The sequence below is a fragment of the Celeribacter sp. genome (genome assembly GCF_048259695.1).
Lineage (GTDB): Bacteria > Pseudomonadota > Alphaproteobacteria > Rhodobacterales > Rhodobacteraceae > Celeribacter.
This window is the reverse complement of sequence record NZ_JBLXHL010000005.1, coordinates 49,767-66,450: the sequence shown is the minus strand read 5'-3', so window position 1 is coordinate 66,450 and position 16,684 is coordinate 49,767. Positions and strand designations below refer to the sequence as shown.

Sequence of the window (16,684 nt, the reverse complement as noted above, 5' to 3'; positions counted from 1 at the left end):
ATGACCACATGGCACGCCGTTGCGAATTGACTGGTAAAGGCCCGATGACTGGCAACAATGTCAGCCACGCAAAAAACCGGACCCGCCGCCGCTTTCTTCCGAACCTCAACGATGTGTCGTTGATGTCCGAAGCACTTGGCCGCACGTTCAAGCTGAAAATCTCTGCGGCTGCATTGCGCTCCGTCGACCACCGCGGTGGCCTCGACGCGTTCCTCGCAAAAGCCAAAGACGCCGAGCTTTCGGATACAGCTTTGAAAATCAAAAAAGACATCGCCAAAGCTGCCGTCGCAGCCTAAGCCGTCTTTTTCGAGACAGACGTTTAGAGACCCCGTGTGGCCCGCCCGCACGGGGTTTTCGCTTGTCCGGACGATAGGGCGGGGCGGGCAGGGATGCAGACGGGCGCATGGCCGCCCATCCCGTCCCGACCACATCCCGCCGCCGCGCATTTGGTCGCAGCAGAGCGGCCTTTTCATTCCTCACGTTCCCTCGTAATGTCCGCGCCATGCGATCCTTGCGCCCTCTCATAGCCGTCGTTTTTGCGGTCTTGTTGTTCGCCACGAGCCAAACCATGGCCGTGACGCGCGGGACCATGCGCGATGCCGCGGGCGCGATGGTTCTGTGTACGGGGACAGGTCCGGTGACGGTTCTGATGAATGCGGATGGCGCCCCCGTCGGTCCGCCGAAAATCTGTCCCGACTGCACCATGAGCGTGATTGCGGATGTGGCAGGCGCCTTTGTCCTTTCAGCTCCTGCGTCCCGCGTGACCCCGCTTGCCGTGGTCCGAAGCGTCTTTTTGCCCCGGACAGCACAGACGCTGACGCCGCTCGCGCGTGGCCCTCCTGTCGTGTGATCCGACCCTCTTTTCTCCACACATAGACCAGACGAGCAGTGAGCTGACCCACAGGGCGGCACTGCGCAGATCACAGGATAAAACCATGACACTTAAAACCACCCTTTTCGCGGGCCTCTCCGCGCTTGCTTTCGCCATGCCCGCCTTTGCCGCCGACATCACCATTGACGATGCCTATGCGCGCTCCTCGGGCATGTCCGCCAAGGCGGGTGCCGCGTTCTTTGTCATTCACAACACCGGTGCCGAGGACGACCAACTGATCGACGCCAAATCCGATGTGGCCAAACGTGTTGAACTGCACACGCACAAGGACATGGGCGATGGCGTGATGAAAATGCTGCATGTCCCCGAAGGCTTCGCCATCCCCGCAGGCGGCGAACACACCCTCGCACGTGGCGGCGATCACGTCATGTTCATGGGCCTGAACCAAGGTTTCGCGCAGGGCGATATCCTCACCGTGACCCTGACGTTTGAGAAAGCGGGCGACATCACCGTTGAAATCCCCGTCGATCTGGAGCGTCAGGATGGCATGGGCATGCAGCACGGCAAAATGGACCATGACAAGATGGACCACGGGAAAATGGGCGGGAAAATGAGCGACAAGTAAGTCGCGCCTTTTTCACCATACCCACCGACCGGACACCCGCCCGTGCATGACACGCGGCGGGTGTTTCTTTTTATATTGATTCGGTGCGCGAATGGCGTAAACCGCATGCAGGACATCGGGTCAGTCCACCCGATTCTACCCTCATAGAGACAATTGAACAGGGCGGTGCGCGGCGCACTTGCCGGAGATAGAGCATGCTGAATGTCTATTCTTTCGATGCGGCGTTTTCGCCCGCCGAATGTGACGTGATTGTGGGTCTGGCCTGCGAGGCCGAGCTTGCGGATGCGGGGCTTGTGCGCGGCGGGGCCAATCACAACCTGCGCCGTGCCGACCTTGCGTGGCTCGACGAACGTGACGGCACCGAATGGGTGATGGCGCGGATCATGGATCTGGTGGCCGAGGCCAACCGCACCCATTTCGATTTTGCGCTGACCGAGTTTGGCGAAAGCCCGCAAGTCGCCCGCTACGGTGCCGAACGTCAGGGCCATTTTACGTGGCACTCCGACATTGGGGACGGCGTGTTCGCGGCGCGGCGCAAACTGACCATGGTGGTGCAATTGTCCGAGCCTGCCGATTACGAGGGCGGCGCATTGGAACTACAACCCGATGCGGGGGTGCAGGAGGCCAACCGCACCCGTGGCTCGGCGGTGCTGTTCCCGTCCTTTACCTTGCACCGCGTGACACCCGTCACCAAAGGCGAGCGGTTCTCGCTCTCGACATGGGTTCACGGCCCCGCATTCCGCTAGCGGGTCGCCCTCAGCTCGCCAACACCTCGGCCACCCACGCAGGGACCACATCGGACGCCGCGCCTTCGCGCACCTCGTCGAACGGCACGCCCGAGGCCGCGAGGTTCAATTCCAACGTCCTGATCCCCGATTGCTGCGCCAACTGGCGAAAGCCCGCCGCGGGATAGACATTGCCGGAGGTGCCGAGCGCCACAAATAGATCACTGGCCTCCAGTGCCGCGTGGATCCGGTCCATGTGGTACGGGATTTCCCCGAACCAAACGATGTCGGGCCGCGCGGTCGGTGCGTCACACGCGGGACAACACGCGCCCACCGCCATCTCCACCGGCGCGGGCCACCGATGACCACAGGCGCCACACAGCGCCGATGTGACCTCGCCATGCATGTGGATCACATCCGTTGCGCCGGCGCGTTCCAACAGGTCGTCGATGTTCTGTGTCACCAGATGCACAGGCGCGTCATATGTTGCCTGTAGATGCGCCAAGGCGACGTGCGCCGCGTTGGGGTGCGCCGCCGCCACACCGGCGCGGCGCGCGTTGTAGAACCGCTGCACCAAGGCAGGATCGCGCACAAAGGCCTCGGGGGTCGCCACATCCTCGACGCGGTGGTCCTCCCACAAACCGTCCTCGGCGCGAAAGGTTTTCAAGCCGCTTTCGGCCGACAACCCCGCCCCTGACAAAATGAAAATCCCGCCGCGCATCGCTACACTCCCAACCACGCAAAGGCCCGTTTCAATTCGGCCGTGCCATCCGTCTCATACCACCGTCCATGGCTGATGATCACCTTTTCGGGGGCCCATGCGATCACCTCGCGCATCACCGCACGGGCCGCCTTTTTCGATTTGAACGACATCCGCATATCAAGCGGCGCCTTGCCATCAGGGTCCAGAATTCCCGCCATGCGAAACAACACCGCCTTGAGCGGGCTGACCTTTGCGGCCTCGAAATTCTCGATCAGATCGGTGAGGATCAACACCTGTGACGCGCCGTGATAAAATACCACCTCGTGCAGGAACCGGTGCCCCGCCACCACGCGCTGTTGAATCTCCGCCGCCCAGGGTGCGGGGGCCTCATCGCTCAATACCTCATGCGGCGGAAAGGCAATCGCGAATTTTTTGGCCCGTGCCGCCACACCCGGTGCGGCGTAAACCTGTGCCTTTGGAAACTGCTTGGCCCAATCGCCCACGGACACATAATGAATGGGGTTGGGCGCGATCAGCCACGCCACCTCGCCAAGGGCCGCCATCTCGGCCAACAGCCCCGCATCGGGCGCAATCGGAGAATGCACCCAAAGCTGCGCCCCGATACGCACCACCGTCATGCGCGTCGGAAACGCCACACCGTAAAACGGCACGGGCGGGCCGTCGGCAATCCAGACATCAGGCCCCACGGGCTTGAGCGTGTTCAGCGGGTCGTAGAGGTTGCGGGGCCTGGCCATGGGCCTAGCCGCAGGTGCTTGCCGCCGAGGCTCCGAACGCCTTGTAGCGTTTCCAGAAGGCCTCGTTGAACGGATTGTCCGACTGGCGCACCTCTTGCGATTTATGCGGGTCGCGGAAAAACGCCACGGCCTTGGACTGGTCGCTTGCCGACAGCTTCTGGTTGGCCACCGCCTGAACACACCCGCAGGTGGACGATGTCGCGGCCTTGCGATCCGCGGCCATACAGGCCGAATACAGCGGCCCCGTGGCAAAGGCATGGGGCGTGACCGAACGGTTCGACCCACGCGCCCCGCACGAGGCGACAAGCGCGACGCAGGACATGAGAAGAACCGTTTTGGTGAGTGTGTGTGCTGTGGTAGAAGTTCCGAACGTCATGCGCTGCCCTTTGCCCGTCTGTCCGCTCTGTGGCGGGATTTGCCCCAGTATGCGGGAAATCGAAGACGGGGGCAATTCACGGGTTTGTTGGGGAACACACAAAAGCACGAACCCGCGCATGGTGGCCCCAATCCAACCCGCCGCCGCAACGTGTGGACAGGGGGCGGGCCGTCACGCCAAAGGCGCGCGGTCAGCACGGGGGCGGGAGCGCTTCACGCCCCACCAAAATTCACGGCCTCAATCCGCCATAATTCACGCAGACCTCAAACGATTGCAAGCTGCGCCTGCGGTGACGCGGCTAAAGTTAAGCCTGCCAATCGCACAGGCCTTGCCTTTCCCCCGCTTTCCCCCCATAGAAATCAGCTAAATTCACGCGCGCGCGGGGGGAGTGTTTTGCGCTCTGGCCGCACAGTTGACCGCGCTTCATTTGCATCCGTCCAAGGGCCTCCCATGACCGAGCTGAAAAACATCCGTAACTTCTCCATCGTCGCTCACATCGACCATGGGAAATCGACCCTCGCCGACCGCTTGATCCAGTCCACAAACACCGTGGCGGATCGCGATATGAAGGCGCAGATGCTTGACAGCATGGACATCGAACGCGAGCGCGGCATCACGATCAAGGCCAACTCGGTGCGCATCGAATACACCGCCAACGACGGCGAGCTGTATATCCTCAACCTGATCGACACCCCCGGTCACGTTGATTTCGCCTATGAGGTCAGTCGCTCGATGCAGGCCGTCGAGGGCTCGCTCTTGGTCGTGGACGCCTCCCAAGGGGTCGAGGCGCAAACGCTCGCCAACGTCTATCACGCGCTCGACGCCGACCACGAAATCGTGCCGGTGCTCAACAAGGTCGATCTGCCCGCCGCCGACGTCGAGGCCGTGCGCACCAACATCGAGGACGTGATCGGCATCGACGCCTCCGAGGCGATCGAAATCTCCGCCAAAACCGGCCTCGGCATCCCCGCCGTGCTCGAAGCCATCATCACCCGCTTGCCCGCCCCCAAAGGCGACCGCGATGCCCCGCTCAAGGCGATGCTCGTGGACAGTTGGTACGACGCCTACCTCGGCGTGGTCGTTTTGATCCGCGTCATCGATGGCGTGATCAAAAAGGGCGACAAGATCAAGATGATGAAAACCGGTGCCGCGTACGGCGTCGACAAACTGTCCGTCCTCAAACCGCAGATGGTCGATATTGCCGAGCTTGGCCCGGGCGAAATCGGCATCTTCACCGCCTCGATCAAACAGGTGCGCGACACCAAAGTGGGCGACACTATCACCCATGATAAAAAGCCCTGCGCCACGGCACTTGCGGGTTTTAAACCCTCGATCCCCGTGGTGTTCTGCGGGCTGTTCCCCGTCGACGCCAACGATTTCGAGGACCTGCGAAGCGCCATCGAAAAACTGCAACTCAACGACGCCTCGTTCAGCTCCGAGATGGAAACATCCGCCGCCCTCGGCTTCGGCTTTCGCTGTGGCTTCCTCGGTCTGCTGCACCTCGAGGTGATCCGCGACCGCCTTGAGCGCGAATACGATATCGACCTCATCACCACCGCGCCCTCCGTGATCTACCGTATCTTTATGCGCGACGGCACGATGAAGGAGCTGCACAACCCCGCCGACATGCCCGACCTGACCTACGTCGACCACATCGAAGAGCCGCGCATCAAGGCCACGATCATGGTCCCCGACGACTACCTCGGGGACGTGCTCAAACTGTGTCAGGATCGCCGTGGCATCCAGATGGATCTGACCTATGCGGGCGCACGCGCGATGGTGGTCTACGACCTGCCGCTCAACGAGGTGGTGTTCGATTTCTACGATCGCCTCAAATCCATCACCAAGGGCTACGCCTCGTTCGACTACCAGTTCCTCGATTACCGTCAGGACAATCTCGTCAAGATGTCGATCCTCGTGAACGACGAGCCCGTCGATGCGCTCTCCACCATGGTGCATCGTGACCGCGCCGAATCCCGTGGCCGTGCCATGTGCGAAAAGCTCAAGGACCTGATCCCGCGCCACATGTTCAAAATCCCGATCCAGGCGGCGATCGGCGGCAAAGTCATCGCCCGCGAAACGCTCTCCGCACTGCGCAAGGACGTGACCGCCAAATGCTACGGCGGCGACGCCACACGCAAAAAGAAGCTGCTCGAAAAGCAAAAAGCAGGGAAAAAGAAAATGCGCCAGTTCGGACGCGTAGAAATCCCGCAAGAAGCGTTCATCAACGCGCTGAAGATGGACAATTGATCGCTTCGCGATCATTCGTCCATTTTAGTGCGCGTGGGTGACAGGGCGCGTTTCGCAGGAAAAGAGTGCGGGGACGCCGCGGCGGGGTGGGGCGCTAGGTGGCGTCATGCGAATGAAAAAGGCCGCCCGATTTGGGCGGCCTTTTCATATTTCGTTGATCTGAAACTTGTTAGGCCGCTATCAACCTGTAACCATTGCCGCTCATTTCGACGTTGATTTCTTCATCGGTTGAATCGGCTCGAATGCTTGCCGCGAGGTCTTCGATGCTTTGTGTAAAGGCTTCGATTAACCGCTCAGCAGCAACTCGGCGAATTACCGTTTCAGCGGTTGGGTTGAGGGGAGTTTCTCCCCGCTCCGCACGTCCGATCAGTTGGTGAGTTACACTAGCGACTTGAGCCAATTCGGATTGAGTAAGACCCATTTCCGTGCGCAGAAAACGGAGTTCCGAGCCGTCAATTTTCCCCTTTTGGTTGATGATTCCACGCGCGATCTCCGCGTGTAGCGCGGCAATGAAGCGAATTTCGATCACCTCGTCACCTTCTTCATCGATTACTGGGGCGAGGCCCTCAATGTAAACATTGTCGAGGCCACATTCGGTGTAGTGATATTTTGTCATTTCGGGCCCTCCATTGACGTACCCGCTTTCGTCGTTTCTTCGTCGACCCAATAAAGCGTTACAATCTTCATGGACATTGTAGCGGCATTTGGAATTACAACGGCTGCAATCTGTCTGCTGTCACTATTTGGGGTCGTTCCCTGTACAACGTATCGGAAGTACCCTCGGGATTTCGCGGGAACAGCGTCTTCATAAACGAAGCCATTTTTTAGTAAATATCGAACATCAGGTGTCAGTATGCTGCGTTCTGCCGCTCGTTGCATCGCATGCAATTTATATGCGATCGATAAGGCTGGGTGTCGCCCGATTTCACGAATAGAGTATGTTGCATTTGTAGGTGTCCAAGGTTCTGTTTCATTGCAGTGCATATATCACCGTGATACATTTGATCAAGTTACTAAACCGTGAACAGATCGTTTTTTTGTACGTCCGTTGCACCTCTCACAACATATATGGGTCCAAAATACATTAGGCACAAGAGAGCTATCTGCTGTTTCGTCAGTCAGCGCCCGTTCATCAGGGCTTACGCCGCCCCACTGGGGCGACGGTCCCTTCTTCATCCCCACGGGAGGGCGCTTTCAGCCCCCACCCAGTGTCGGGCGCTGGGGTTTGGATAGCGCGGTGCCTTCTTCTTTAGGGGGGGATTTTGGGGAGGGCGGGAGCTGCCCAAACTTCTCTGCCGCATCTTCGCCTATAAACCGGCGTTCGCAAGTGTGCGAACGCGTTTGGGCGCTTTGAACCTGTCTCACAGGTTCAATCGCTCGTTCCGAGCGACCGCGCCCAAACCCAAAAACTGTTCCATTTCTTGTCTTCGCCGTTTCTTCGTGCGGCCTCGCGCTCTTGGTCTTCGCGCTCCAATCGGGCGCCCCACCCGACGAGCGCGCGCCCTGGTCGCACCCCTGTGCGCGGGCTGCGCGGACCGTCGCGTTCCTCGTCCTGATGGTCCCAGATCCGTTCCAGATCAACCATCGGCACGATCGCGGCCACCGCCCGTCCGTGGCGCCGGATGATCACGTGATCGCCGCGCTCGACGCAGGCCAACAGTTCGGTCAACCGCGGGCGTAGCGTGCTTAATTTGATCCCTAAGTAGGCCATAATGATCTTAACCTTTTGCAACGTCTGGTCCCAAAGTTGCGCAAAAGATTAAACATCGTGTCACATTGGCGTACGCATTCAGCTTTACGATTGTTCCAGATCAAAGCGACACGCGCGGCGCCTCTTTACCTGTGATGTGACGCGAACGAGTGACATAGGAGACAGCCATGAACAGGCTTGCCGGTATTCTTTTTTCCCTGATTTCAACGACCCTGATGGGGGTTGGTGTGGTGGTGGCCCTGACCATCGGCATGGACACGCTCAAACCCATCCTTGTGGCCGCAGCCATTGGATTTGTTGTATCGATTCCAGTGACTTGGATCGTTTCAAAAAAGATCGTCGACCTCTAGGGGCTCCCGTTCCGGCGTGGGATGCCGCGTGATTTTACGCCGGAATTTTCCCGCCTTTGACCAATGTGCGCGGCGTCAGTTCCCTGCGTCCATTGCCGTCATCCATGCGCGACATGCCGCCTCGAACTCGCGTGGCTTTTCCGCATGAAGCCAATGGCCTGTGCCGGGAATGGATGCGAATTTTGCACTTGGAAACAACGCCTTAGTTGCTCCGCGATGGTCGCGCGAGACATAGGTGCTCTCGCCTCCGGAGACAAAAAAAGCGGGGCCGTTATACTGTCCGGATACCTGCGGGAAGCCCACAATACTGGGCATTTCGGCCTCTAGAACGTCATGGTTGAGAAGCCATTTTTTCTCTTTCGTCACAAGGCTTTGCAGCAAGAACGCCCGCACGCCCGCATCCGGAATTGCGTCCTCCAATGCCGCGTCCGCCTCTGACCTGCGGTCAATGTCCGTCAGGTCCAGATCGCGCATGGCATGGATCAGGTGGGTGTTGTCGTGGCTATAGGCGACAGGGGAAATATCTGCGACAATCAAAGACTTAAGGAGTTCGGGGCGCGTCAGGGCCAACAGCATCGCCGCCTTTCCGCCCATTGAATGGCCTAAGACATGAAACGTGCCGTGGGTCGGGACGAGGTGGTCCAGAACCTGTGCCAGATCGGCGGCCATATCGGCGTAGGACTGGGTCGCGAACCGTGGGCTTTCACCGTGGTTGCGCATATCGACGGAGACGATAAGTCGCTGATCAGAAATGCGTTTTGCGATTACGCCCCAATTCCGCGCAGAGCCGAACAGGCCATGAACGATGAGCAGCGGGGGCAGGTCGGTGGGGGCGCCAGTGGTGATATAATTCAACATGACCCAGACTTAGTGCCTTGGAGCGGCGGCGAAAAGCCCCTAGTTTCGCAAACATGGATCATTCAATTGCACATCAAGCGGACCATCTTTCGGAGCTATTGCACAGCCGTTTGGGCGTGCGCTCAGGTCACGGGTTCGCGGCGAAACTGGCCAAGGCAGGACGGCGTTTGCCCCGATGGGCGCGCCGTGACGGTGCGGTGATTGTGGCGGCTATGGCGTTGGAAACACACCCGAAACTGGCGCGTCAAATTGACCACACGCGGGTGGAGCGGGCGGTGGCAAACCTGTCGCGCCACTTGGGCGCGGTCGATCCTGTGCAGCGGCGCAAGACCAAGATTCTGGACCTGATTGCCGCCATCGCATTTGTCGTGTTTGTGACCATTGGTTTGGTGCTTGGCACCATGATCTGGCGTGGGCTGATCTAAGCGCGGGCAAAGAAAAAGGGGCCCGAAGGCCCCTCTTAAATCATTCTAACTCAATCGCTTAGAGGTTCGGGTACAATGGGAATTTGGCGCAAAGAGCGTCCACATCCGCTTTGACTTTCGCCTCTACAGCCGCGTTGCCCTCTTCGCCGTTTTGCGCGAGGCCGTCGACGACCTCCACAATCAGGTCGGCAATCTGGCGGAACTCGGCCTCGCCAAACCCGCGCGTGGTTCCCGCGGGCGAACCCAGACGCACGCCGGATGTGACCATGGGGGGCTCTGGGTCAAACGGGATACCGTTTTTGTTACAGGTGATGTGCGCACGTCCCAGCGCGTTCTCGGTCGCGTTGCCTTTGACGCCTTTGGGGCGCAGGTCCACGAGCACCACGTGGGTGTCGGTGCCGCCGGTGACGATGTCGAGGCCACCCTTCATCAACTGGTCTGCCATCGCTTGGGCGTTTTTGACGACCTGCTCGGCGTAGGCCTTGAACTCGGGGCGCAGCGCCTCGCCAAAGGCCACGGCTTTGGCCGCGATCACGTGCATGAGCGGGCCGCCCTGAATGCCGGGGAAGATGGCCGAGTTGACTTTCTTGGCGATCTCGACGTCGTTGGTCAGGATCATACCGCCACGTGGCCCGCGCAAGGTCTTGTGGGTCGTGGTGGTCACAACATCAGCATGTGGGAAGGGCGAGGGGTGTTGGCCGCCCGCGACGAGACCCGCGAAGTGGGCCATATCCACCATCAAGATCGCGCCAACGGAATCGGCAATCTCGCGCATTTTGGCAAAGTCCACCTGACGTGGAATGGCCGAACCACCTGCGATCAGCATCTTTGGTTTGTGCTCTGTCGCAAGCTCCTGAATCTGGTCGTAGTCGATCCGCTGATCCTGTTTGCGCACGCCGTACTGGATCGCGTTGAACCATTTGCCCGACTGGTTGGGCTTGGCGCCGTGGGTGAGGTGCCCGCCTGCGTCGAGCGACATGCCGAGGATCGTATCCCCGGGCTGAAGCAGCGCCTGGAATACGCCTTGGTTGGCTTGCGAGCCCGAGTTGGGCTGAACGTTCACGTATTTACAGCCGAACAATTCCTTGGCGCGGTCGCGGGCGAGGTTTTCGGCCACGTCCACAACGTCACAGCCACCGTAGTAACGGCGTCCGGGGTAGCCTTCGGCGTATTTGTTGGTCAGCACAGAGCCTTGCGCCTGCATCACGGCAGAGGAGACGATATTCTCGGAGGCGATCAATTCGATCTCGTCGCGTTGACGGCCAAGCTCGTTGGTCAGGACGTCAAAAATTGCGGAGTCGCGTGTGGAAAGGTCTTCGGTAAAGAAACCGGCGTCGCGGACGTTGGATGTCATCGGGGTGCTCCTTGGCAGCAGGGACGTGTCTGCGCGATGTTTAGCCAAAGTGAGCGGTTTGGAAAACCCATAACAGGCGCATAATCATCTTGAAGCACATGGTTTTGGGGGACAGGGGCACGCCAAGCCGCAAGATGAGTGGCCCACGGTGCTGAAAAGACGTGAAAACCTGCGGTTGGTTTGATAGGCAGACAGACGAGAGTCGCGCACAGATATTCGCATGCGGGCCATAGAAAGTCGGAGTGCCATGGTCAAAATCGCCATCACCGCCAGCGAGGCGCAAATCGCCCAACGTGCTCTTGAGCGTCTGGAGGCGCGCTATACCCCTGTTGCGGCCGAGGACGCGGACGTGATCGTGGCCTTGGGCGGGGACGGGTTCATGTTGCAAACGCTGCACGCGACCATGCATCTGGACACGCCTGTGTACGGAATGAACTGTGGCACGGTCGGTTTTTTGATGAACGAGTTCCAAGAGGACGGATTGCGTGACCGCCTCAATGATGCCGCCGAAGAAGTCATTAATCCGTTGCGCATGACGGCCTTGGGGGCGGACGGTGAGATGCACCACGCGCTCGCGATCAACGAGGTGTCCATGCTGCGCGCAGGGCCGCAAGCAGCGAAATTGCAGGTCTCGGTGGACGGGCGGGTCCGGATGGAAGAATTGGTGTGTGACGGGGTTTTGCTGTCCACGCCTGCGGGATCGACCGCCTATAACTATTCCGCACGGGGTCCGATTTTGCCGATTGGCTCGGATGTTCTGGCGCTCACCGCGATGGCGGCGTTTCGCCCGCGTCGGTGGCGTGGGGCGCTTTTGCCCAAATCGGCCAGGGTACGCATCGACGTGTTGGAGGCGGAAAAACGCCCCGTGATGGCGGATGCGGATAGTCGTTCGGCGGGCAATGTGCTTTGGGTCGAAATTGCCTCCGAGCCGTCAATCAATCACCGCATTTTGTTTGATCCGGGTCACGGGTTGGAAGAGCGGTTGTTGCGCGAGCAATTCACCTAAGCGCACCCGCATATGTGGCGGCCCATGAAAAACGCGCCCCGGTCGGAGCGCGTTTTCTGTGCCGTATGAATGGCTTATTTGGCGTAGCCAAGTCCCTGAAGCGCCACTTTGATTTCGTCGAGAATCTCGGGGTCATCAATGGTGGCGGGCATTTTGAAATCCTCGCTATCCGCGATTTTGACCATCGTAGCACGCAGGATTTTGCCCGAACGGGTTTTGGGCAGACGGTCCACGATACAGGCCAGTTTGAACGCGGCAACAGGGCCGATGTCCGTGCGCACGGCGGCGATGCATTCCTTGATAATGGTGGTGTGGTCGCGGTCGCAGCCCTTGTTGAGGCACAAGAACCCCATCGGCATTTGCCCTTTGAGCTGATCGGTGACGCCGATCACGGCGCATTCCGCAACATCGGGGTGACCCGCGAGAACCTCCTCCATCGCGCCCGTCGACAGGCGGTGGCCCGCGACGTTGATCACGTCATCGGTGCGCGCCATGATGTAGAGGTAGCCGTCGTCATCCTTCACCCCTGCATCGCCGGTCTCGTAATAGCCGGGAAAGGTGTTGAGGTAGGATTTTTTGTAGCGCTCTTCGGCATTCCACAGGTTTTGCAGCGTGCCGGGCGGCAGGGGCAATTTGATCGCGATAGCACCGAGTTCGCCATTGGCAACGGGGTGGCCCGCATCATCAAGAATGTCGATCTCATAACCGGGCATCGCCACCGAGGGGGAGCCGATTTTGACGGGCAGTTCCTCGATCCCGAACGGGTTGGCGGCAATGGCCCATCCTGTTTCGGTCTGCCACCAGTGGTCGATGACGGGGATGCCGAGGTGTTTTTGCGCCCATTTGATCGTGTCGGGATCGGCACGTTCGCCCGCAAGGAACAGCGCCTGCAGATCGTGGAGCTTGTAGCGTTTGATCCATTCGCCATCAGGGTCTTCGCGTTTGATCGCCCGCAGGGCGGTTGGCGCGGTAAAGAACGATTTGACGCGATGGTTCTGGATGATTTTCCAGAACACGCCTGCGTGTGGCGTCCCGATCGGCTTGCCCTCGAACACCAATGTCTCGGCGCCCGTGATCAGCGGCCCGTAGCAGATGTAGGAATGCCCCACGACCCACCCGACGTCCGAGGCGGCCCAGAACCGCTCTCCCGGTCCGACATTGTAAATGTTTTTCATGGTCCATTGCAGCGCCACAAGATGCCCGCCCGTGGCGCGAATGACGCCCTTGGGTTGGCCCGTGGTGCCGGAGGTGTACAGAATATAGGCGGGGTGGTTGCCCTCAACGGGGACGCATTCGGCGGGTTTGACACCGTATTGGAACCCGTGCCAGCTAAAGTCGCGCCCCTCGACAAGTTTCGCAACCTCCTGCTCGCGTTGGAAGATCACGCAAAAATCAGGGCTGTGCGTGGCCATTTCGATGGCTTGATCAAGCAAAGGTTTGTAGTGCACCACGCGGTTCGGCTCCAACCCGCAAGACGCGGCGATGATGGCTTTGGGGGTGCAGTCGTCAATACGTACGGCCAACTCGTTGGCGGCAAATCCACCGAACACCACCGAATGGACCGCGCCGATCCGCGCACAGGCAAGCATCGCCTCAAGGGCCTCGGGGATCATGGGCATGTAGATGATAACGCGGTCGCCTTTGCCCACGCCACGCATCCGTAGCGCGCCGGCGAGCGAGGCCACGCGGTCGCGCAATTCGCGGTAGGTTATGCCCTTGGATGAATGGGTGATCGGGCTTTCGTGCATGATGGCAAGGTTGTCGCCACGGCCCTCTTCGACGTGGCGGTCGACGGCGTTGTAACAGGTGTTGGTCATCCCGTCGGAGAACCATTCGTAGATGGGCGCGTTTTCATCGAACAAGGCTTTCGACGGCTTTTCGTACCAATGAATATCCTCGGCGGCCTCCATCCAGAATGTCTCCGGATCGGCTTTCCAAGCGCTGTAAACGTCTGCGTAACCCATGTGTGTTCTCCTCACTGCTAGCGCGGCCAAGGCGCGTCGACATCACCCCGTCGCGCAAAATGTTGCATATCGGGGTGTCTCGAAACAACTTAAACGCTTCCAGTGACCATCGGGCAAGGTCTCCTCCCTGTGCCAGATGGTCACTGATTGCCGACTCTCGTCGTGCAAGCTCTCCACTCGCGTGAGTGTCCTAGCAAAGCCACCGAGTCGTTTGGGGAAAATGTTGCAAACCTGTGTAGCAATTTGGTTTGCAAACTTTGCAGATCGCGGCAAGTGCAAACGGAAATCGCCCGCCAAAGGGCGGGCGACGGTTTGGCGTATTGCGGCGCTGCGTCAGCTGTAGTGCGTGACGGGCGTGCCTGCGATGGCGGACATGTTCAACAGCCCGCGTGAGGTGATCGACGGTGTTACGATATGCGCACGGTTGCCCATGCCCATCAGGATCGGCCCGACTTCCAGACCGCCGCCTTTGGTCTTGAGAATGTTGCGCACGCCCGAGGCCGCGTCGGCGATGGCAAAGACCAAGGCGTTGGCGGGGCCCTCAAGGCGCGAATGCGGAAAGGACCGCTCGCGCAAATCAGGCGTCAGGGCGCTGTCGATGTGCATTTCGCCCTCGTAGATAAAGTCGCGCGGCTCACTGTCGAGGATCGCCATCGCCTCACGCATGTGGCGCCCCGTCATGCAGTTGAGGTTGCCAAACTCGGAATGCGAACACAGCGCAATTTTGGGATCAATGCCAAAGCGGCGGATGTGACGTGCCGTAGCACAGACCGTTTTGGCGATTTGCGCGGGCGTGGGTTCGGTGTGTACGTGGGTGTCTGCGACGAATAGCGGCCCGTCCTCAAGGATCATCAGGGACAGCGCGCCCACGGGGCTCAGTTCCTTGGTGCCAAGGATCTGTTCAATGTAGTTGAGGTGCCACAGGTACTGGCCAAAAGTGCCACAAATCATGCTGTCGGCGTGGTCCTCATGGACCATGATTGCGCCGATCGCGGTGGTGTTGGTGCGCAAGATGGCTTTGGCCAGATCGGGCGTCACGCCACGGCGTTCCATCAGTTTGTGGTAGGACTGCCAATACTGTCTGTAGCGGCTGTCGTTTTCGGGGTTCACGATCTCGAAATCCACACCGGGGCGGATTTTGAGGCCTGCGCGTTCGGCCCGCATGGCGATGACCTCGGGACGACCGATCAGGATTGGCTTGTCCGTGGTTTCCTCGATCATCGCCTGTGCCGCCCGCAAAACGCGCTCGTCCTCGCCCTCGGCAAAGGCGATGCGGCGTTCGGCCTGTGAGGCGGCGTGGAACACGGGGCGCATCAAAAGTGCGGATTTAAAGACCGAGTGATCCAGACTGTCTTTGTAGGCTTTGAGATCATCGATAGGCCGTGTGGCGACGCCACTTTCCATCGCGGCGCGGGCCACGGCAGAGGCGACAACGCCCATCAGACGTGGATCGAACGGTTTGGGGATCAGGTATTCGGGCCCAAAGGTCATCCGCTCGTCCTGATAGGCGGCGGCGGCCTCCGCGGATGTTGTGGCCCGTGCCAGGGCGGCGATGCCTTCGATACAGGCGATTTGCATGGTGTCGTTGATCTCGCTTGCGCCGACATCAAGCGCACCACGAAAGATGAACGGGAAACACAGCACGTTGTTGACCTGGTTGGGATAATCCGAGCGGCCCGTTGCGATGATTGCGTCTGGCGCGATCTTTTTGACCGCGTCGGGCATGATTTCGGGCGTCGGGTTGGCCAGTGCAAAGATGATCGGTTGTTTGGCCATCTTTTTGACCATCTCGGGCGTGAGGACCCCCGGGCCGGACAGGCCAAGGAACATGTCGGCCCCGTCCATCACCTCGTCAAGCGTGCGCAGGTCGGTTTTTTGGGCGTATTCGGCTTTTTGGGCCGTCATTTCGGTTTCGCGTCCCTCATGGACCAGTCCTGCGATGTCGCATAGCCAGACATTTTCGCGTTTGAGACCGAGTTTGAGCAACATGTTGAGACAGGCAATGCCCGCCGCGCCACCGCCCGTGGAGACAACCTTGATATCTTCGATGTTCTTGCCCGCAACGCGCAGGGCGTTGGTCGCGGCGGCGCCGACAACGATGGCGGTGCCGTGTTGGTCGTCGTGGAATACGGGGATGTTCATGCGCTCGCGGCACAATTGTTCAACGATAAAACAATCGGGGGCTTTGATGTCTTCGAGGTTGATCGCGCCAAAGGTGGGTTCCAGCGCACAGACGATATCGGCAAGCTTTTCAGGGTCGGTTTCGTTCACTTCGATGTCGAAACAATCGATGTTGGCAAACTTTTTGAACAGGACCGCCTTGCCCTCCATCACGGGCTTTGAGGCGGCGGCGCCGATGTTGCCCAACCCCAATACGGCCGTGCCGTTCGTGACCACGGCGACGAGGTTGCCGCGCGAGGTGTAGCGGCTTGCGGTGCTCGGGTCGTTTTTGATCTCGATACAGGCTTCGGCAACGCCGGGGGAGTAGGCCCGCGCAAGGTCACGCCCGTTGGCAAGCGGTTTGGTGGCGCGAATTTCGAGTTTCCCGGGATTCGGGAACTCGTGATAATCGAGGGCCGCCTTGCGGAGGCTTTCGTCTCTTTTGTCGTCTGCCATGGGTTTCTCCACCATTTAGTTTAATGCTAAACTAATTTAAAGTTGTGCGTCTGTCACGATGTGATTTCTTTGCCCTTACGCGCTTGGGCGGCGGTCGCGCAAGCCTCGCGTTGACCTAGGGGGCGGGGTTAGCG

18 protein-coding genes are annotated in these 16,684 nt (G+C 59.6%); 8 read left to right on the top strand and 10 right to left on the bottom strand.

Translation table 11 applies throughout. The annotated features are described in order from the left end of the window. Nucleotides 1-8 precede the first annotated feature (8 nt). The 4 genes from rpmB to ACN0Q0_RS10500 all read left to right on the top strand — a co-directional run bounded on the left by rpmB (nucleotide 9) and on the right by ACN0Q0_RS10500 (nucleotide 2,203). A complete protein-coding gene (gene rpmB, locus ACN0Q0_RS10515; protein ID WP_417243349.1) occupies nucleotides 9-296 on the top strand; it encodes a 50S ribosomal protein L28 in 288 nt (95 codons plus the stop codon). 272 nt (nucleotides 297-568) lie between these two features. Further along, nucleotides 569-850 (top strand): hypothetical protein, encoded by a 282-nt coding sequence (locus ACN0Q0_RS10510; protein WP_417243348.1) that lies wholly within the window; start codon nucleotides 569-571, stop codon nucleotides 848-850. A gap of 85 nt (nucleotides 851-935) precedes the next feature. Then, on the top strand, nucleotides 936-1,457 hold the full coding sequence (locus ACN0Q0_RS10505) for a copper chaperone PCu(A)C (RefSeq protein ID WP_417243347.1): 522 nt from the start codon (nucleotides 936-938) through the stop codon (nucleotides 1,455-1,457). A gap of 194 nt (nucleotides 1,458-1,651) precedes the next feature. Continuing rightward, nucleotides 1,652-2,203, top strand: coding sequence for a 2OG-Fe(II) oxygenase (locus ACN0Q0_RS10500; RefSeq protein WP_417243346.1), 552 nt, complete (start codon nucleotides 1,652-1,654; stop codon nucleotides 2,201-2,203). Nucleotides 2,204-2,213: 10 nt separating this feature from the next. Here ACN0Q0_RS10500 and ACN0Q0_RS10495 read toward each other — a convergent pair whose 3' ends face one another. The 3 genes from ACN0Q0_RS10495 to ACN0Q0_RS10485 are packed head-to-tail and all read right to left on the bottom strand — an operon-like array spanning nucleotide 2,214 to nucleotide 4,016. Then, nucleotides 2,214-2,903, bottom strand: a complete 690-nt coding sequence (locus tag ACN0Q0_RS10495; protein ID WP_417243345.1) for an NAD-dependent deacylase — start codon at nucleotides 2,901-2,903, stop codon at nucleotides 2,214-2,216. Between the two features lie 2 nt (nucleotides 2,904-2,905). Then, nucleotides 2,906-3,640, bottom strand: a complete 735-nt coding sequence (locus tag ACN0Q0_RS10490; RefSeq protein ID WP_417243344.1) for a DUF4336 domain-containing protein — start codon at nucleotides 3,638-3,640, stop codon at nucleotides 2,906-2,908. A 4-nt stretch (nucleotides 3,641-3,644) separates the two neighbouring features. Then, the gene (locus tag ACN0Q0_RS10485) at nucleotides 3,645-4,016 is read right to left on the bottom strand and encodes an arginine transporter (protein WP_417243343.1); all 372 of its coding nucleotides are present in this window, start codon (nucleotides 4,014-4,016) and stop codon (nucleotides 3,645-3,647) included. 450 nt (nucleotides 4,017-4,466) lie between these two features. Here ACN0Q0_RS10485 and lepA point away from each other — a divergent pair, with 450 nt between their 5' ends. Next, nucleotides 4,467-6,266, top strand: a complete 1,800-nt coding sequence (lepA, locus tag ACN0Q0_RS10480) for a translation elongation factor 4 (protein ID WP_417243342.1) — start codon at nucleotides 4,467-4,469, stop codon at nucleotides 6,264-6,266. Between the two features lie 169 nt (nucleotides 6,267-6,435). On the opposite strand, the gene ACN0Q0_RS10475 is transcribed toward lepA, so the two are convergent. From ACN0Q0_RS10475 to ACN0Q0_RS10465, 3 genes are all read right to left on the bottom strand, one after another. Next, nucleotides 6,436-6,882 carry a helix-turn-helix transcriptional regulator gene (locus ACN0Q0_RS10475; RefSeq protein ID WP_417243341.1) on the bottom strand — a complete coding sequence of 149 codons (447 nt, stop codon included), beginning with the start codon at nucleotides 6,880-6,882 and terminating at the stop codon, nucleotides 6,436-6,438. Continuing rightward, the gene (locus ACN0Q0_RS10470; RefSeq protein ID WP_417243627.1) at nucleotides 6,879-7,145 is read right to left on the bottom strand and encodes a DUF4258 domain-containing protein; all 267 of its coding nucleotides are present in this window, start codon (nucleotides 7,143-7,145) and stop codon (nucleotides 6,879-6,881) included. Before ACN0Q0_RS10470 ends, ACN0Q0_RS10475 begins: the two co-directional genes overlap by 4 nt. Nucleotides 7,146-7,635: 490 nt before the next feature. Beyond that, entirely contained in the window at nucleotides 7,636-7,998 is a 363-nt protein-coding gene (locus ACN0Q0_RS10465; protein ID WP_417243340.1) for a type II toxin-antitoxin system prevent-host-death family antitoxin, read from the bottom strand. Between the two features lie 146 nt (nucleotides 7,999-8,144). On the opposite strand from ACN0Q0_RS10465, the gene ACN0Q0_RS10460 reads away from it, so the two are divergent. Then, nucleotides 8,145-8,327 (top strand): CTP synthetase, encoded by a 183-nt coding sequence (locus ACN0Q0_RS10460; protein ID WP_417243339.1) that lies wholly within the window; start codon nucleotides 8,145-8,147, stop codon nucleotides 8,325-8,327. A 75-nt stretch (nucleotides 8,328-8,402) separates the two neighbouring features. Here the strand turns inward: ACN0Q0_RS10460 and ACN0Q0_RS10455 are convergent, their stop codons facing one another. Beyond that, nucleotides 8,403-9,185 (bottom strand): alpha/beta fold hydrolase, encoded by a 783-nt coding sequence (locus tag ACN0Q0_RS10455; protein WP_417243338.1) that lies wholly within the window; start codon nucleotides 9,183-9,185, stop codon nucleotides 8,403-8,405. Between the two features lie 53 nt (nucleotides 9,186-9,238). On the opposite strand from ACN0Q0_RS10455, the gene ACN0Q0_RS10450 reads away from it, so the two are divergent. After that, nucleotides 9,239-9,610, top strand: coding sequence for a hypothetical protein (locus ACN0Q0_RS10450; RefSeq protein ID WP_417243337.1), 372 nt, complete (start codon nucleotides 9,239-9,241; stop codon nucleotides 9,608-9,610). 58 nt (nucleotides 9,611-9,668) lie between these two features. Here the strand turns inward: ACN0Q0_RS10450 and glyA are convergent, their stop codons facing one another. Beyond that, a complete protein-coding gene (gene glyA, locus ACN0Q0_RS10445) occupies nucleotides 9,669-10,964 on the bottom strand; it encodes a serine hydroxymethyltransferase (protein ID WP_417243336.1) in 1,296 nt (431 codons plus the stop codon). A gap of 247 nt (nucleotides 10,965-11,211) precedes the next feature. On the opposite strand from glyA, the gene ACN0Q0_RS10440 reads away from it, so the two are divergent. After that, the gene (locus tag ACN0Q0_RS10440) at nucleotides 11,212-11,970 is read left to right on the top strand and encodes an NAD kinase (RefSeq protein WP_417243335.1); all 759 of its coding nucleotides are present in this window, start codon (nucleotides 11,212-11,214) and stop codon (nucleotides 11,968-11,970) included. Nucleotides 11,971-12,044: 74 nt separating this feature from the next. Here the strand turns inward: ACN0Q0_RS10440 and ACN0Q0_RS10435 are convergent, their stop codons facing one another. After that, nucleotides 12,045-13,934, bottom strand: a complete 1,890-nt coding sequence (locus ACN0Q0_RS10435) for an AMP-binding protein (protein ID WP_417243334.1) — start codon at nucleotides 13,932-13,934, stop codon at nucleotides 12,045-12,047. 333 nt (nucleotides 13,935-14,267) lie between these two features. Further along, the gene (locus ACN0Q0_RS10430; protein WP_417243333.1) at nucleotides 14,268-16,550 is read right to left on the bottom strand and encodes an NADP-dependent malic enzyme; all 2,283 of its coding nucleotides are present in this window, start codon (nucleotides 16,548-16,550) and stop codon (nucleotides 14,268-14,270) included. Between the last annotated feature and the right edge of the window lie 134 nt (nucleotides 16,551-16,684).

Excerpts from the sequence above, each read along its gene's own strand:
- ACN0Q0_RS10495 (WP_417243345.1), bottom strand. The coding sequence starts at position 2,903 with ATGCGCGGCGGGATTTTCATTTTGTCAGGGGCGGGGTTGTCGGCCGAA.
- ACN0Q0_RS10435 (WP_417243334.1), bottom strand. The coding sequence starts at position 13,934 with ATGGGTTACGCAGACGTTTACAGCGCTTGGAAAGCCGATCCGGAGACA.
- ACN0Q0_RS10455 (WP_417243338.1), bottom strand. The coding sequence starts at position 9,185 with ATGTTGAATTATATCACCACTGGCGCCCCCACCGACCTGCCCCCGCTG.
- ACN0Q0_RS10460 (WP_417243339.1), top strand. The coding sequence starts at position 8,145 with ATGAACAGGCTTGCCGGTATTCTTTTTTCCCTGATTTCAACGACCCTG.
- glyA (WP_417243336.1), bottom strand. The coding sequence starts at position 10,964 with ATGACATCCAACGTCCGCGACGCCGGTTTCTTTACCGAAGACCTTTCC.
- ACN0Q0_RS10490 (WP_417243344.1), bottom strand. The coding sequence starts at position 3,640 with ATGGCCAGGCCCCGCAACCTCTACGACCCGCTGAACACGCTCAAGCCC.
- ACN0Q0_RS10510 (WP_417243348.1), top strand. The coding sequence starts at position 569 with ATGGCCGTGACGCGCGGGACCATGCGCGATGCCGCGGGCGCGATGGTT.
- ACN0Q0_RS10485 (WP_417243343.1), bottom strand. The coding sequence starts at position 4,016 with ATGACGTTCGGAACTTCTACCACAGCACACACACTCACCAAAACGGTT.
- ACN0Q0_RS10450 (WP_417243337.1), top strand. The coding sequence starts at position 9,239 with ATGGATCATTCAATTGCACATCAAGCGGACCATCTTTCGGAGCTATTG.
- lepA (WP_417243342.1), top strand. The coding sequence starts at position 4,467 with ATGACCGAGCTGAAAAACATCCGTAACTTCTCCATCGTCGCTCACATC.
- ACN0Q0_RS10470 (WP_417243627.1), bottom strand. The coding sequence starts at position 7,145 with ATGCAACGAGCGGCAGAACGCAGCATACTGACACCTGATGTTCGATAT.
- rpmB (WP_417243349.1), top strand. The coding sequence starts at position 9 with ATGGCACGCCGTTGCGAATTGACTGGTAAAGGCCCGATGACTGGCAAC.
- ACN0Q0_RS10500 (WP_417243346.1), top strand. The coding sequence starts at position 1,652 with ATGCTGAATGTCTATTCTTTCGATGCGGCGTTTTCGCCCGCCGAATGT.
- ACN0Q0_RS10475 (WP_417243341.1), bottom strand. The coding sequence starts at position 6,882 with ATGACAAAATATCACTACACCGAATGTGGCCTCGACAATGTTTACATT.
- ACN0Q0_RS10505 (WP_417243347.1), top strand. The coding sequence starts at position 936 with ATGACACTTAAAACCACCCTTTTCGCGGGCCTCTCCGCGCTTGCTTTC.
- ACN0Q0_RS10430 (WP_417243333.1), bottom strand. The coding sequence starts at position 16,550 with ATGGCAGACGACAAAAGAGACGAAAGCCTCCGCAAGGCGGCCCTCGAT.
- ACN0Q0_RS10440 (WP_417243335.1), top strand. The coding sequence starts at position 11,212 with ATGGTCAAAATCGCCATCACCGCCAGCGAGGCGCAAATCGCCCAACGT.